This window comes from Vibrio sp. Y176 (assembly GCF_033438945.1).
In genome coordinates, this window is record NZ_JAWOQS010000004.1 from 145,513 (window position 1) to 160,891 (window position 15,379).

General features: G+C 46.3%; 11 protein-coding genes. 2 read left to right on the top strand and 9 right to left on the bottom strand.

Annotated features, from left to right (window positions below):
* Positions 1-32: 32 nt before the first annotated feature.
* The 6 genes from parC to nudF form a co-directional block, all read right to left on the bottom strand.
* Positions 33-2,318: a DNA topoisomerase IV subunit A gene (gene parC, locus R7O13_RS11845; protein WP_005379870.1), complete on the bottom strand. Its 2,286-nt coding sequence runs from the start codon at positions 2,316-2,318 to the stop codon at positions 33-35.
* A 3-nt stretch (positions 2,319-2,321) separates the two neighbouring features.
* Positions 2,322-4,202: a DNA topoisomerase IV subunit B gene (gene parE, locus R7O13_RS11850; protein ID WP_005387417.1), complete on the bottom strand. Its 1,881-nt coding sequence runs from the start codon at positions 4,200-4,202 to the stop codon at positions 2,322-2,324.
* Positions 4,203-4,451: 249 nt separating this feature from the next.
* Positions 4,452-5,036 carry an esterase YqiA gene (gene yqiA / locus R7O13_RS11855; RefSeq protein WP_318303911.1) on the bottom strand — a complete coding sequence of 195 codons (585 nt, stop codon included), beginning with the start codon at positions 5,034-5,036 and terminating at the stop codon, positions 4,452-4,454.
* Positions 5,037-5,083: 47 nt separating this feature from the next.
* Positions 5,084-5,890: a 3',5'-cyclic-AMP phosphodiesterase gene (gene cpdA / locus R7O13_RS11860; RefSeq protein ID WP_318303913.1), complete on the bottom strand. Its 807-nt coding sequence runs from the start codon at positions 5,888-5,890 to the stop codon at positions 5,084-5,086.
* Positions 5,891-5,951: 61 nt separating this feature from the next.
* The gene (locus R7O13_RS11865; protein ID WP_005379879.1) at positions 5,952-6,395 is read right to left on the bottom strand and encodes a DUF1249 family protein; all 444 of its coding nucleotides are present in this window, start codon (positions 6,393-6,395) and stop codon (positions 5,952-5,954) included.
* A complete protein-coding gene (gene nudF, locus R7O13_RS11870; protein ID WP_005379881.1) occupies positions 6,395-7,045 on the bottom strand; it encodes an ADP-ribose diphosphatase in 651 nt (216 codons plus the stop codon). The genes R7O13_RS11865 and nudF overlap by 1 nt, the downstream gene beginning before the upstream one ends.
* 229 nt (positions 7,046-7,274) lie before the next feature.
* On the opposite strand from nudF, the gene tolC reads away from it, so the two are divergent.
* Entirely contained in the window at positions 7,275-8,603 is a 1,329-nt protein-coding gene (gene tolC, locus R7O13_RS11875; RefSeq protein ID WP_318303915.1) for an outer membrane channel protein TolC, read from the top strand.
* Between the two features lie 178 nt (positions 8,604-8,781).
* On the opposite strand, the gene hldE is transcribed toward tolC, so the two are convergent.
* The 3 genes from hldE to R7O13_RS11890 form a co-directional block, all read right to left on the bottom strand.
* Complete coding sequence (gene hldE, locus R7O13_RS11880) at positions 8,782-10,212, bottom strand: bifunctional D-glycero-beta-D-manno-heptose-7-phosphate kinase/D-glycero-beta-D-manno-heptose 1-phosphate adenylyltransferase HldE (protein ID WP_017633601.1); 1,431 nt, start codon at positions 10,210-10,212, stop codon at positions 8,782-8,784.
* A gap of 67 nt (positions 10,213-10,279) precedes the next feature.
* A complete protein-coding gene (gene glnE, locus R7O13_RS11885) occupies positions 10,280-13,123 on the bottom strand; it encodes a bifunctional [glutamate--ammonia ligase]-adenylyl-L-tyrosine phosphorylase/[glutamate--ammonia-ligase] adenylyltransferase (RefSeq protein WP_318303917.1) in 2,844 nt (947 codons plus the stop codon).
* Positions 13,124-13,236: 113 nt separating this feature from the next.
* Positions 13,237-14,493 carry a methyl-accepting chemotaxis protein gene (locus R7O13_RS11890; protein WP_005379890.1) on the bottom strand — a complete coding sequence of 419 codons (1,257 nt, stop codon included), beginning with the start codon at positions 14,491-14,493 and terminating at the stop codon, positions 13,237-13,239.
* 105 nt (positions 14,494-14,598) lie between these two features.
* On the opposite strand from R7O13_RS11890, the gene R7O13_RS11895 reads away from it, so the two are divergent.
* Complete coding sequence (locus R7O13_RS11895; RefSeq protein ID WP_171342780.1) at positions 14,599-15,372, top strand: potassium channel family protein; 774 nt, start codon at positions 14,599-14,601, stop codon at positions 15,370-15,372.
* Positions 15,373-15,379 lie beyond the last annotated feature (7 nt).

Consider the following 15,379-nt stretch of genomic DNA (forward strand, 5'->3'; position numbering starts at 1 on the left):
CCCAGCCATTGGCTGGGATTTTTATTTGTGCGTTACTCGCTATCGCTCGGTGTTTCCGTCGTATCGGAATCATCTAGCTCAACTTCAATGCGAGTGACTCGCTGCAAACCTCTCGGTAATAACCCACCTCGGCGACCACGTTCGCCACGGAAGTTATCAAGATCAGACGGTTTAAGACCCAACTTTCGCTTACCCGCGTACAGCGTTAACGATGCACCTTTTGGTAAAGACATTAAGTGAGATAGTACTTCTTCTCGCTCTTTTGCTTTAGCAGCAGGAATGTTGATGATCTTATTCCCTTTACCTTTCGCCAGTTGTGGCAAGTCTTTGATTGGGAACAGCAGCATGCGACCTTGGTTAGTGATTGCTAAGATTTCATCAGAGTCTAAATCTTCAATCTCTTTTGGCGTCATGATCTCAGAGTTGGCAGGTAAAGTGACGAGCGCTTTACCACTGCGGTTTTTAGACAGCAAGTCCGCGCCTTTACATACAAAGCCGTAACCTGCATCTGAGCCCACCAGCCACAGCTGCTCTTCTTCACTCATGATGACTTGGCGAATACTGCTACCAGCCGTAATATTCAAGCGACCGGTAATCGGCTCACCTTGACTACGAGCAGAAGGCAGTGAGTGCGATTCCAGAGAGTAACTTCGACCGTCACTACCTAGGAATACCGCAGGCTGATTACTCTTACCTCGAGCATGCGCTAAATACTTATCACCCGACTTATAGTTTAAGCCTTCGGCATCCACGTCATGGCCTTTCGCGTGACGAATCCAACCTTTCTCAGAAAGCACAACCGTGATTGGCTCACTTGGTACGAGGTCACGTTCAGTCAGCGCTTTTGCTTCTGCACGCTCAACCATTGGAGAGCGACGGTCATCACCGTATTTCTCTGCGTCTGCTTTGATTTCTTTTTTCAGTAGTGTGTTCAGACGACGCTCAGAACCGAGTAGCTGTTCTAGCTTCTCACGCTCTTTCTCTAGCTCGTCTTGCTCACCACGGATCTTCATCTCTTCTAGTTTTGCTAGATGACGAAGTTTGGTATCTAAAATTGCATCCGCTTGGATATCGGTAATACCAAAGCGTTCCATCAGCACCGCTTTTGGATCGTCTTCAGTACGGATGATCTCAATCACTTCATCTAGGTTGAGGTAAGCAACCAACAAACCTTCCAAGATGTGTAGACGAGCCATTACTTTGTCTAGGCGATGTTGTAGACGACGACGCACAGTCGTACGACGGAACTCGATCCACTCAGACAGAATTTGCACCAGACCTTTAACTTGAGGACGGTTATCCAAACCAATCATGTTCAAGTTAACGCGGTAACTGCGCTCAAGATCCGTTGATGCGAACAAGTGGTTCATCAACAAGTCACAATCGACGCGGTTTGACTTAGGCACCACAACGATACGCGTTGGGTTCTCGTGATCCGATTCGTCACGAAGATCGTCAACCATTGGCAGCTTCTTCGCACGCATCTGGTTAGCGATTTGCTCAAGCAGTTTGGCACCCGATACTTGGTGAGGCAAAGAAGTGATAACAATATCAGAACCTTCTTTATGCCAAACCGCGCGCATTTTGATGCTGCCACGACCGTTGCGGTAAATCTTCTCGATATCCGCTTGCGGCGAGATAATTTCTGCTTCTGTTGGGTAATCTGGACCTTTGACATACTGCATCACGTCCGGCAGTTCTGCTTTCGGGTTGTCGATCAAATGAATAGTCGCATCTGCGATTTCACGAACGTTGTGCGGTGGGATGTCTGTTGCCATACCAACGGCAATGCCGGTTACACCGTTAAGCAGGATGTGAGGCAGACGTGCTGGCAACATTTGTGGCTCTTTCATTGTGCCATCAAAGTTAGGTTGCCATTCAACCGTGCCCTGGCCAAGTTCGCCAAGCAATACTTCAGCAAACTTAGACAGTTTTGCTTCGGTATAACGCATTGCCGCAAATGATTTCGGATCATCTGGCGCACCCCAGTTACCTTGACCATCCACTAATGGATAGCGGTAAGAGAATGGCTGAGCCATCAATACCATCGCTTCGTAACACGCTGAATCACCGTGCGGATGGTATTTACCTAGCACGTCACCAACGGTACGTGCAGATTTTTTGTATTTTGCTGATGCAGAGAGACCAAGCTCTGACATCGCATAAATGATGCGTCGTTGAACCGGCTTTAAGCCATCACCAATGTATGGCAAGGCGCGGTCCATGATTACGTACATCGAGTAGTTCAGATAAGCGTCTTCAGTGAACTTGCGCATTGGCAATTGTTCGACGCCATCGTAGGTAATTTCTGTAGACATCCGTTACACCTCTGCCAAGTCGCCGTTGTTTTGTAGCCAAGAACGACGGTCATCTGCACGCTTTTTACCTAGCAGCATGTCCATCATTTCCATGGTCGCCGTAGAGTCGTCAATGGTTAACTGCACTAAGCGACGCGTGTTCGGATCCATGGTGGTTTCACGCAACTGAAGTGGGTTCATCTCACCCAGACCTTTGAATCGTTGCACGTTGATTTTGGCTTTCTTCTTCGACAAGCGCTCTAAAATGCCATCTTTTTCATCATCATCGAGGGCGTAGAACACTTCTTTCCCGCAGTCGATTCGATACAGAGGCGGCATCGCCACATAGATATGACCCGCTTCCACTAGTGCGCGGAAGTGACGAGTAAATAGAGCACAAAGCAGCGTTGCGATGTGAAGACCATCCGAGTCCGCATCGGCAAGGATACAGATCTTACCGTAACGAAGACTCTCGAGGTTGTCGCTATCTGGGTCAATACCCAAAGCAACTGAGATATCGTGTACTTCTTGAGACGCAAGAACTTGATCGGCAGAGACTTCCCACGTGTTCAAGATCTTACCACGCAGTGGCATCACAGCTTGGAATTCACGGTCACGTGCCTGTTTTGCCGAGCCACCCGCAGAGTCACCCTCCACAAAGAAGATTTCAGTGCGACTTAAGTCCTGTGCTGAACAGTCGGTCAACTTACCTGGCAGTGCTGGGCCGGACGCCACTTTCTTACGTACGACTTTTTTCGCCGCTCGCATACGACGATGCGCGTTAGCGATACAGACTTCTGCCAATTGCTCTGCGAGCTGAGGCTTTTCGTTCAACCAAAGACTGAACGCATCTTTTACAACGCCAGAGACAAATGCCGCGGTTTGACGAGAAGAGAGACGTTCCTTGGTCTGGCCTGCAAATTGTGGATCTTGAATTTTAACCGACAGCACGTAAGAACAGCGGTCGAAAACGTCATCACCCGTTAGCTTCACACCACGAGGTAATAGATTACGGAACTCACAGAATTCGCGCATCGCTTCCAACAAGCCTTGGCGTAAACCATTAACGTGCGTACCACCTTGAGCGGTTGGGATTAGGTTAACGTAGCTTTCGGTGATCATCTCACCGCCTTCTGGCTGCCAAATTACCGCCCAGTTTGCCGCTTCAGTATCCGCCAAGAACTCACCAGTAAATGGTTCTTCAGGAATAACTGGATAGCCTTTTACACCTTCCGCAAGATAGTCTTTCAAACCATCTTCGTAGTACCACTTATAGTCTTTGCCATTAACTTTGTCGGTTAATGTGATTTCTAAGCCCGGACACAAAACCGCTTTTGCGCGCAGGTTGTTGACTAGGCGTGTCACAGAGAAGTTAGCCGAATCGAAGTACTTCGCATCAGGCCAGAAATGCACGCTGGTACCGCGATTGCGACGACCACATGTGCCAGTTACGGTCAGATCAGACACTTTCTCGCCGTGTTCAAATGCAATTTCATACACTTGACCATCACGACGAACTGTTACTTCAACGCGTTTTGACAACGCGTTTACTACAGATATACCTACCCCGTGCAAACCACCAGAGAATTGGTAGTTTTTGTTAGAGAACTTACCACCCGCATGTAGCTTACATAGAATTAGCTCTACGCCTGATACTTTCTCTTCTGGGTGGATATCAACAGGCATGCCTCGACCATCATCGATCACTTCGAGTGATTGGTCAGCATGTAGGATGACTTGTACTTTTGAGGCATGTCCGGCTAGCGCTTCATCGACACTGTTGTCGATAACTTCTTGGCCCAAATGGTTTGGGCGCGCTGTATCCGTATACATCCCTGGTCGGCGACGTACTGGCTCTAAGCCATTCAGTACTTCAATGGCACCAGCATTATATTGTTCAGTCATAATACGGAATTATTCTCAAAGTTTACTTGTTGCCTGAGTATCACCAATGGGCGTACCCATACTCAGGAAACGAAAAAGCCACCCTGTTCACACCACTAAGAGTTTGTAAACATGATGCATAACAAAGTAGCCAGGGTCCTCGACCCTTAAGATCTTTTGGCAAAACATAGTCGGAAAGCATACCGCCCATGTCAAGAAACGGTTGGATATATCAATAAAAACTATGAGCCTTTTCCAATCGCTTTCGAATTACAGTTCTAGAAATTCGATAATCTGTGCAGGATAACGCTCAAAGCCTACAAAACTGTGATCACCGCCTTGTTCTACTGTTTGCTTAGCGTCTGCAAACTTATCTACCGCTTGTCGATAGTCTAAAACCTCATCTTCTGTTTGTTGCAATAACCAAAAAGAATGTGGCGACGCGATGCTTTGTACATCAAGAGCTTTTAACTCGTCAATATGACAAGCTTCAAGTGTATAGGTTTCATGCGTATATGGGTTAGTTTGCTTACCCAAATAATCTACTAGCAACTCATAAGGCTTGACTGCGGGGTTGACCACTACCGCTTTAAACCCAAACTTGTCATTTAGCCACGTTGACATAAAACCGCCTAATGAACTGCCCACTAGACCAATTTTATAGTCGTCTTTATATTGCTCGATAATATCCAACAACATTTTCGCCGCTTGCTGAGGATAACAAGGTAACTGGGGAACAATCACCTTGATATCAGACCTATGTTGCTCGCAGTAGGCTCTCATCACATTCGCTTTAATGGAGAGTGGAGAGCTATTAAAGCCATGAATATAGAGAAGAAGTGAAGGTTTACTCATAGATATCTCGCACAAAAAAGCGAGCCCGAACAGAGAGCTCGGGCGCGTTAGTAGCCGTTAGAAGAGAAGTCTGGTTGGAACTGGCCATCAGGAAGCCGACCTACTTGGGTCGTAATATCGCCACAAGCGTGTAGTTGCAGCTCCCGCCAACCAGGCGAAGTGGTATCAAGGGCAAAATCATCCGAGTTAGGCTTAAACTGAACACAAGTTGAGGGTGTTGCCATCACTCGAATGCCCTTGTGAAGCACATTCATATCTTGATGAACATGACCACAGAGAATGCCTTTCACGTTATCAAAACGCTCGACAACCTGCCAAAACGCTTCGGCATCTTTTAAAGTATGTTGATCAAGCCACGCGCTTCCCACCAGTAACGGGTGATGATGCAACAAAACAAGTGTGTGTCTTTCTGGGTGTTCGGCTAGCTTTTCTTCGAGTAGCGTTAATTGCTGATCGCTCAAGCGCCCATGAGGAACGCCAACCACTTGCGAGTCTAAAAGAATTAACTGCCAATGCTCGCCAAGCAACACATGCTCTGCGGCTTTGATTTGTGGCGAAGGCAAAACACTGCCCATATTAGGCTTGTAATCATGATTACCAGGTAGCCAAAAACAGTCTTTCTCTAGCGGTTCAATGCCGTTGGCAAAGCGCTGATAAGATTCTGCAGTATGGTCTTGGGAAATATCGCCCGTCGCCAAGATGTAATCAAACGCCACGTTGCGGCGTAAAACATCAGCAACAACAGCATTGAAGCTATCGACTGTTTTTACGCTTAGCAAACTTCCCTCATCGGCAGCAAACAGATGAGTATCCGTAATTTGTAAAAGTTTGATGCTGTCACTAGATGATTGCAAAATGAAAACCTGATTCGTCCACTATATCGTTATTTGTTATTTTCCTTTAGTGACGTGACGATCAATTGAAGGCAAGTGGTGTTCTACTGATACCACTTCGTAAACAAAACGTCAGCCATTCACCGAGGAATGTGTTTAATTGATGCTTTTCATCTTTCTGCATCAGTTGGTCATTGGGATAATCATACTTAGCTTTTATGCGAGAGAACTCTCCGCTTGAGCATACTTCGGCTACTCTCGCATCATGATAAAGCCTGACAGACATCGTCGGTAAAGGAAACACTGGCGTTTCATCACTCTGACATATCTCAACAACTGTGGTGTATTTTGTGATTTCATTCACGGTCAATTGGTAAACCATGTTCGCCGCTTGGTAGCAACGTACATCCCCAACTTCGGCAGAAGCAGGCAATAAGGCGTTCAACTTAGCGTAGTTGGTCTCATACGTTCTCATAAGACCAGCTAAATCAACATGATATCTCTGTTTTTCAGCCAATTGTGCCATTACTCACTCTCCACCGTTTGGGATAGTCCCCATTCTGACTTTAACTCTTGATGGTGTAATTGCAGCCATTGCAACGCAATAATCGACGCACCATTTTCAAATTTTCCGTCCTTCACCCATTGATACGCCGTTTCACGACTCATGACATGAACTCGGATATCTTCATTCTCATAGTCTAAACCATGAATGCCGTGCGCTTTAGACGCATCCACTTCACCAACAAAGACGTCTAGCTTTTCCGAGCAACCACCAGCCGAAGGATAATAAGAAGTGACAGGTATAACGCGCCCCACCTGAATCCCCGCTTCTTCGACAGCCTCTCGACGAATTACGGCTTCAGCAGATTCATCGCGGTCAATCATACCGGCGACAATTTCTAGCTGCCAAGGGTGTTCATGTTCCAACGCGCCAATACGAATCTGCTCAATGATTACGACCTGGTCCGTCTTTGGATCATAAGGAAGCATCGCTGCTGCGTGACCACGCTCGAACATTTCTCGTTCAACAACTCCACTCCAACCACCAGCAAATAGCCTATGCTGAAAGCGGTATTTCACCATTTTGAAAAAACCTTCAAATAAGGTTTCTTTCGAGATGACTTTTACATCTCGCGAAGTAAAATCTTGTTGTTGTTTGTCACGCTGTTGCATTCAACACCTCTCTGAGTGAATCCTGTAGTTTACTCATTGTTATTCGCTTGCTCAAAGGACTTGGCTCAACTTTTTGTATAATAGTTACAAATTAATTTAAGTCTTCGCTAAAAATTTATTGCACAAGTGGATAATTACGTGTAAAAAAGTGCAAACTTTAGAGTAAATATCGTGCAAATTGAGTTAAACTACTGAGAATTAACCAATCTATGGACCGCGGGAATAGAAAATGAAAAAATTGCTTCCACTATTTATCAGTGCAGCGCTAGGTAGCATGAGTACGTCTGCGTTCGCAGACTCTTTGGCTGAAATCTACGACTTGGCAAAACAAAATGATCCACAATTGCTCAGTGTAGCAGCACAACGTGACCAAGCTTTCGAAGCAATCACCTCAAGCCGTAGTGCTCTATTACCACAGATCAACCTTACTGCGGGTTACAATTTAACTCGTGGTGATACTGAATACGATTCAAATCTAATTAGTGACGTATCAAACGATGGCAACGCGCTAACCGCTGGCGTTAGCTTTTCACAAGCACTTTACAACCGCGCATCTTGGATCTCTCTAGATACTGCTGAGAAAAGTGCTCGCCAAGCAGACGCAACTTACGCAGCGACGCAACAGGCACTGATTCTTCGCGTGTCACAAGCGTATTTTGAAGTTCTACGCGCACAAGATAATCTTGTTTTCGTACGTGCAGAAAAAGCCGCGGTTGGCCGTCAACTTGAGCAAACTAAACAACGTTTTGAAGTAGGTTTGTCTGCAATCACTGACGTGCATGACGCACAAGCTCAGTACGACCAAGTGCTAGCGGACGAAGTGTTGGCAGAAAACGCGCTAACTAATAGCTACGAGTCACTGCGTGAAATTACAGGCCAAGAGCACAAAGATCTCAACATTTTGGACACTGGCCGCTTCACTGCTAGCCCATCGACCGTACCAGCTGAATCGCTCATTGATGAAGCAAAAAACAAAAACCTGACCTTGCTATCATCACGTATTCTTCAAGACATTGCGCGTGACAATATTTCACTAGCAAGCTCTGGCCACCTACCAACGCTCTCTCTAGACGGTGGTTACAACTACGGTGATACTTCTCATAGCTCTCGTGACAACACGACAGACAACTTCAATATTGGTGTGAACCTTGCTGTACCGCTATACACAGGTGGTAACGTAACCTCTCAAACCAAACAAGCTGAATACGCGTACGTGGCAGCAAGCGAAGATCTTGAAGCACAGTACCGTAGCGTAGTCAAAGATGTTCGCGCACAAAACAACAACATTAACGCCTCTATCGGCGCATTACGTGCGTATGAGCAAGCGGTTATTTCTGCACGCTCTGCACTAGAAGCAACAGAAGCTGGCTTTGATGTAGGTACTCGTACTATCGTTGATGTACTGGACGCGACTCGTCGTCTATACGATGCGAACAAAAACCTATCGAACGCTCGTTACGACTACATTTTAAGTGTTCTTCAGCTACGCCAAGCAGTTGGTACGCTAAGCGAACAAGACATCTTGGACGTTGATGCAGGTTTGAAAGCGGCAAAATAACCGCTAACTGAATACTTCAGGTCTTAATAAATAAAAAACGCCAGTTGAGTTATCAGCTGGCGTTTTTTATTACTTGTAGTTCAGAGCCTAAAAGTGTCTCTGAGCATCAAGTATCAAAAAGGCCGCACTTAGCGACCTTTATGAGCAAATAGCATTTCAATGCTAACAAACAGCAGGCTTAGCCCTTACCGCCTTTGATTGCATTAATGATTTCACTGGTCGAGCAGCCATCTTCAAAGTTCAATACACGAACTTCACCACCCGCCGCAATGACTTCTTTACCACCAGCAATCTCTTCTGGTTTGTAGTCACCGCCTTTTACTAGCAAGCTTGGTAGAACTTCTGAGATCAAACGCTGCGGCGTATCTTCACTAAATGGTACAACCCAATCCACAGCGCCCAAACCTGCCAACACCGCCATGCGGCGATCGGTTGGGTTTACCGGACGACCAGGGCCTTTAAGGCGTTTTACTGACTCATCGGTATTTACCGCAACGATTAGGCGATCGCCCAGTTCAGCAGCATGGTTTAAGTAAGACACATGCCCAGCGTGCAGAATATCAAAGCAGCCATTTGTCATAACGACTTTCTCGCCACGAGCTCGTGCTTTTTTCACCGCTTCGATCAGTGCTTTTTCTGAAATCACACCGTAATCCGTGTCTTGGCTGCCATGTACCGCTTCTGCTAATTCAATCTCAGAAAGCGTTGACGTGCCTAGTTTACCAACTACAACACCTGCCGCTGCGTTTGCTAGTGCACACGCTTCTTCAAATGATTTGCCTGCGGCAACAGACGCTGCCAATACAGAGATAACCGTGTCGCCCGCACCTGTCACGTCGTACACTTCTTTCGCTTGAGTTGGAAGGTGGAACGGTTCCTGACCACGACGAATCAAGGTCATTCCGTTTTCGCTGCGTGTCACTAAAAGCGCTTCAAATTCAAACTCTTCAACCAAAGCCAGTGCTTTCTCTACTAGCTCTTGGTCAGATTTCACTTTACCTACAACGTCTTCGAACTCTTTCATGTTTGGCGTAAGAAGTGTTGCGCCACGGTAGCGTTCAAAATCCGCACCTTTCGGGTCAATGAAAACCGGAATATTTGCTGCGCGCGCTTTTTGAATGTATGCCTGAACATGCTCTAACGAACCTTTTGCGTAATCAGACATAATCACGGCTTTAACGTTTGGCAGTGCGGCATCCATTCGAGATAACACTGGCGCAGAATCTGTGTTTTCAAACTTGTCTTCGAAGTCGAGACGAATAAGCTGTTGTCCACGGCTCATTACACGAAGCTTCGTAATCGTTGGGTAATCAGGCAGTGCAACGAAATCGCACTTCACATTGAGTGAGCTCAGCGTCTCCGTCAGCACTTTTGCAGGCTCATCTTCCCCAGTTAGACCAACAATGTGAGCATGGCCACCTAGTGATGCGATGTTCATCGCAACGTTCGCAGCACCACCAGGACGCTCTTCATTGTTTTCTACTTTTACAACAGGAACCGGCGCTTCAGGAGAAATGCGCCCGGTTGGGCCATACCAGTAACGATCTAGCATGACATCACCGATGATGAGCACACCAGCGCTGTTGTAATCAGGTAGAATTGGTTTCATTGTTGGTCTCCAAAAATTAAATCGAAGTGAGTTTATCACAGCCCTTATCGAGGCTAAATATATGGTCTTAACTGAACCACTGATTCCAAGCCTGTTTTACCCACTCCCTTTCGGCAACAAACTTATCTTCCACCACATCAGCGTCCAAATTGAGTAGATTTCGGCGGTGTATTTCGTTGCGCATTGTCGTGTAAGCACGTATCAACTGCATTGCTTGGTCTTCGTCCATGACATTTTGCGCAATGAGCGTTTCAAAGATGCGTACATTATCACACCAACGCGTCAATTTCGGCTTATCGTGACTATAGTTGAGCACTAGGTACTGAGCGAGAAATTCGATATCGGTAATCCCACCTACATCTTGCTTGAGCATAAAGCGGCCTGGCTTTTTCCCCCCAAGATGACCGCGCATTTTTTCTCTCATTTCGACAACGTCTTTTTTCAGTTCAGCTTGATCGCGTGCTTTGCACAACACATCATGCCGCGTATTGTGAAATGCAATCGCCAGTGGTTCATCACCATAAATCATGCGCGCGCGGACAAGTGCTTGATGCTCCCATGTCCACGCGTCTTGATGTTGATAGTCGTCGAACGCGTCCGTTGGGCTAACCAACAAACCCGATGCACCGGACGGACGCAATCGGGTATCGACCTCGTATAAAATACCGGAAGCGGTGCGAGTGGAGAAAATATGAATGATACGCTGTGCTAAACGAAGGTAGAACTGACGACCATCAATCTCTTTTTTGCCGTCAGTGTAGACATTGACTGGGCAGTCATGCATGAAGACAATATCTAAGTCGGAGTTATAGCCGAGCTCCCACCCTCCGACTTTACCATAGCCAATTACAGCAAAGCCTTTGCCTTCACGATCTTTCACATGCGTTGGCTCGCCATACTTTTCAGATACTTGCAACCAAGCCTGACAGATCACCGCATCCACGATAGCTTCCGCTAAATAAGTTAAATGGTCACTCACTTTCATCACTGGCAATGCGCCAGCAATATCTGCCGCTGCAATACGCAAAATACAAATTTGCTTAAACTGACGCAACGCTTCCATTTGCTGTTCCATATCATCTTCAGGAATACGCGCCAAATAATCACGCAGCTCTGTACGGTAACTGTCTAATGGAATGGGATTGTACAGCTGCGCAGGGTCGATTAACTCATCAAGCAAGATAGGATAACGAGACAGCTGCTCTGAAATCATTGGGCTTGCGGTACACAAACGTACGAGCTGCACCAGAGCCGCTGGATGCTCATCCAATAATTCCAAGTAAGTTGTGCGAGTGCAGATGTTGTGTAGCAAATGAAGTACACGAGATAAACCAAACTGTGCATCAGGATGGGCAAAGACCGCATCAAACACTTTCGGCATCAAACGATTGAGCACTTCGCGTCCACGTGGGCCTAACGTTTTTTTGGCCAGATCGGTTTTAAAGTTGATGATGGTTTTCGCGCATGAAGCAAAGTCTTCAATCTGAATATCCTGCTGCAAGATATGCTCAAGAACGTCTTGTTTGTCGGCCATATCCCATAGCTCATGAAAATGACGAGCAACAGTAGTCCCCTCGTCTTCTTCATCATCACCAATTAGTGATTCAAAAACTTGGTGAACATTTGCCATATGCTGCTGGGTTTGCTCAATCAATTGCTCCCAACAGCTCATTTTCATCGCAGTGGCGAGCTTTAAGCGTTCGGTTTCGCAATCAGGCAGTGTCTGGGTTTGCTTATCCGCCATTGCTTGCAACAAGTTTTCTAATTGACGCAAGTACTTGTATGCAGATTCTAGATCGCTGACTTCTTGTGGAGTAAGCAATGCCAGTTCTTCAATGCCTTGCAGTGTTTCCAATAGCCCTCGATTACGCAAAGAAGGTTCTCGACCACCTCGAATCAATTGAAAAACTTGAGCGATAAATTCAATTTCTCGGATGCCGCCCGCACCTAGCTTAATGTTGTTATTCAAACCTCGGCGGCGAACCTCGCTACTGATCATCGACTTCATTCGTCGCAAAGATTGAATCGCACTGAAATCAATATAACGACGAAAAACAAAAGGGCGCAGCATTTGGCGTAGCTCTTGATACTGCGGGTACATCTCACATCCCATCACCCGAGCTTTGATCATCGCGTAACGTTCCCAATCTCGCCCCTGTTCTTGGTAATAATCTTCAAGTGCGGCATAGCTCATTACCAAGGGGCCACTTTCTCCAAATGGGCGAAGTCGCATGTCGACGCGGTAGCAAAAACCATCGAAGGTTTGTTGGTCGAGCGCTTTGATGATGCGTTGACCAAGACGAGTAAAGAACTGGGCATTGGCAATGCTTCGGCGTGCGCCTTGGGTTTCGCCATTCTCTGGGTACGTGAAAATTAGATCAATATCGGAAGAAAAGTTTAGCTCGCCACCACCCAGTTTCCCCATGCCGATAATTAACATCGGCTGCACTTCACCGTCCTCACTTGTTGGCGTGCCCCACTCCTGACAACACACTTGATATTGCCATTGATAGGTTTCAAAAATCATCGCTTCTGCCAACTCAGATAAGTGGCTTAAAGACGTCTCTAGAGACCATGCATGCGTGAAATCCTTCCACGCAATGTACACCATTTCTCGATTGCGAAACTGACGCAATACGCGATGACCAGACATCTCATCAGGACATTGTTCCAACAGTTCAGCAAGGCGTGAGCGGTAAGACTCCTGACGACTTGGCTGCGCTAACATACTTGGCAACTCACGGGCTAGGACTTCATCGCGATGAATGGCTTCGGTTATAAATTGGCTTAAGCCCGCCACATAACGAAATTGCTGCGCAACCTCATCGGGCCAAAGGGGAAAATAACCTGCGTCTTGGGCGTTTTGTACGGCAGATTCAGCGATAGAAATCAGTGGCGAAGGCAGCTGCATTTTTCTTCCTTGTTTGAAAAGCACGGTAACTCATTCTTTATACCAGACTGAAAGCAAATAAAAACGCCCACAAAAGGTTTGTGGGCGTTTTATCAAAAGTTCGGGATCGAATATTAAACTTGGAAAGATTTAATCTTCTTGTCTAGCTCACCTGCATTATTTTGCATCATTTCAGAGGTTTCTAGCAGCTCGGTAACAACAACAACTGAGGCTTCCACCAACTCACGTACATTGGTGAGGTTTTGGCTCATCTCTTCTGCAACACTGCTTTGCTGACCAGACGCCGTCGCGATCTGGAAGTTCATGTCATTGATTTGCGTCACTTGCCCAACAATACCATCGAGCTCAGATCCAGCATTAGAAACCAGCTCGTTTCCATCTGCCGCTTCCACAACGCTTTTTTCCATGAGTTCTACCGCAGATTCAGCACTGGTTTGCAGCTGTGCGATCATCTCTTGAATTTCTACCGTCGCTTGTTGTGTACGTTGGGCAAGGTTACGAACTTCATCTGCAACCACAGCAAAACCCCGCCCAGCCTCGCCAGCTCGCGCCGCTTCAATCGCCGCATTCAGTGCAAGCAGGTTGGTTTGTTCAGAAATGCCTTGAATCGTCCCTACAACGCTACCAATGGCTTCAACACGTTCTTCAACTTGGTTAACCGCTTGTGCCGATGAAGCGATATCCGACGAAAGTTCACTCATTTTCGCCATTGTACTTTGCAAGAACTGCTGACCAGAAATTGCTTGTGCGGAAGCTTGCTCTGTTAGAGAAGATGCCGTCTGGGCATGTTCCGCAACCGTTTGGACCGTCGACGACATTTCACTCATCGCCGTAGCAAGTTGATCAATTTCGTTAAACTCTTCTTGCGCCGATTCCTTCGTTTCCGACATGCTCAGTGTCATGACTTCGGTGAGCGTTGATAATTCATCAGACGCATTAATTTGCATTTGAATCACATCGTGCAATTGTCGACGTGTCTTTTCTAATTCACGTGCCACGTCTCCGTATTCATCTTTACAATCCATACCAAATGGAACAGAGAGATTCTTGCTCGCCATCAGTTTGATCGCGTCGCTCAGATACTGTGTTTGACGCAACATCACTCTAGCCGCCGCTAATAAGAGCACGACAAAAACCACTATCAATAAGGCGGTTTGCCAAGCAACTTGCGTTAAGTATGCTTCATAATGCTGTTGGGCAACTTGCGCGTTTTGTGTCGCCGCTAAAAGTGAGTCGTAAAAAGTGTTTGCGTCCCACAGTTGTTTTGCCACGATCAGGACAGTACTGAAGACCATCAGCATGACCATTTTAGGCACCAGTCGAATGTCGGATATGACCCTTTCCCATGGCTTAAATGCCAGCTTTTCCATTGTCAGTTCTCCACCGAGTCTTATATAGTCTTTATCTATAATCTTTATATTACTTATAGTTATGTTCGCGCTTTGCGTGGTTACGCGATTTATTTTGAGCTTCGTATGAAAAACAATGATATCAAAGACAGCACACGACCGATGGGCCTGTTGTCACTAATATTGTCTTTTATGGCACTATTTGTGATCTCTGGCTTGTTGTTTTTCCCGATCGATCACGAAACCCGTCAAGTTCTTATCGGTCTGGATTTCATAATCTGTAGTATTTTTCTACTACAGCTCACCATTGATTTGATCCGGTCCACAGATCGCTGGTTATTCCTTAAACGTCATTGGATAGATTTCGTGGCGAGTATCCCATTGATAGAGCCCCTGCGCTTTGCTCGTATTTTTCATATTATGCGAGTGGTATTAGTACTGCGTTCGTCAAAGTTCATTTTGCATCAGCTCAAAGAAAACCGCCGCGAAACCACGGTCGCCTCTATACTGCTATTGATGGTTATCCTCATAACACTCGGTTCTAGTGCAATGCTGTTTATCGAAGCGAAAAACCCAGAAGCGAATATTCGTACTGGCGCCGATGCTTTGTGGTGGGTATTTGTAACAATCTCAACGGTTGGTTACGGCGATCATTATCCAGTGACCTCCATAGGAAAGTTTTTGGCTGTCATCATCATTGTTTGCGGGGTGGGTATCTTTGGTATGATCTCGGGTCTTATCACCTCTATCCTTACTGCCCCAACGAAACAACAGACGCACAGTTCAATCAATAAAGAACGTATGCTCGAGCGGCTCCTAAGCCAACAAGCGCAAATACTAGAACGACTCGATTTCATGGAAAAAGAGCTACAACAACGTAAAACAGAGACAAAAAAATAGGACCATG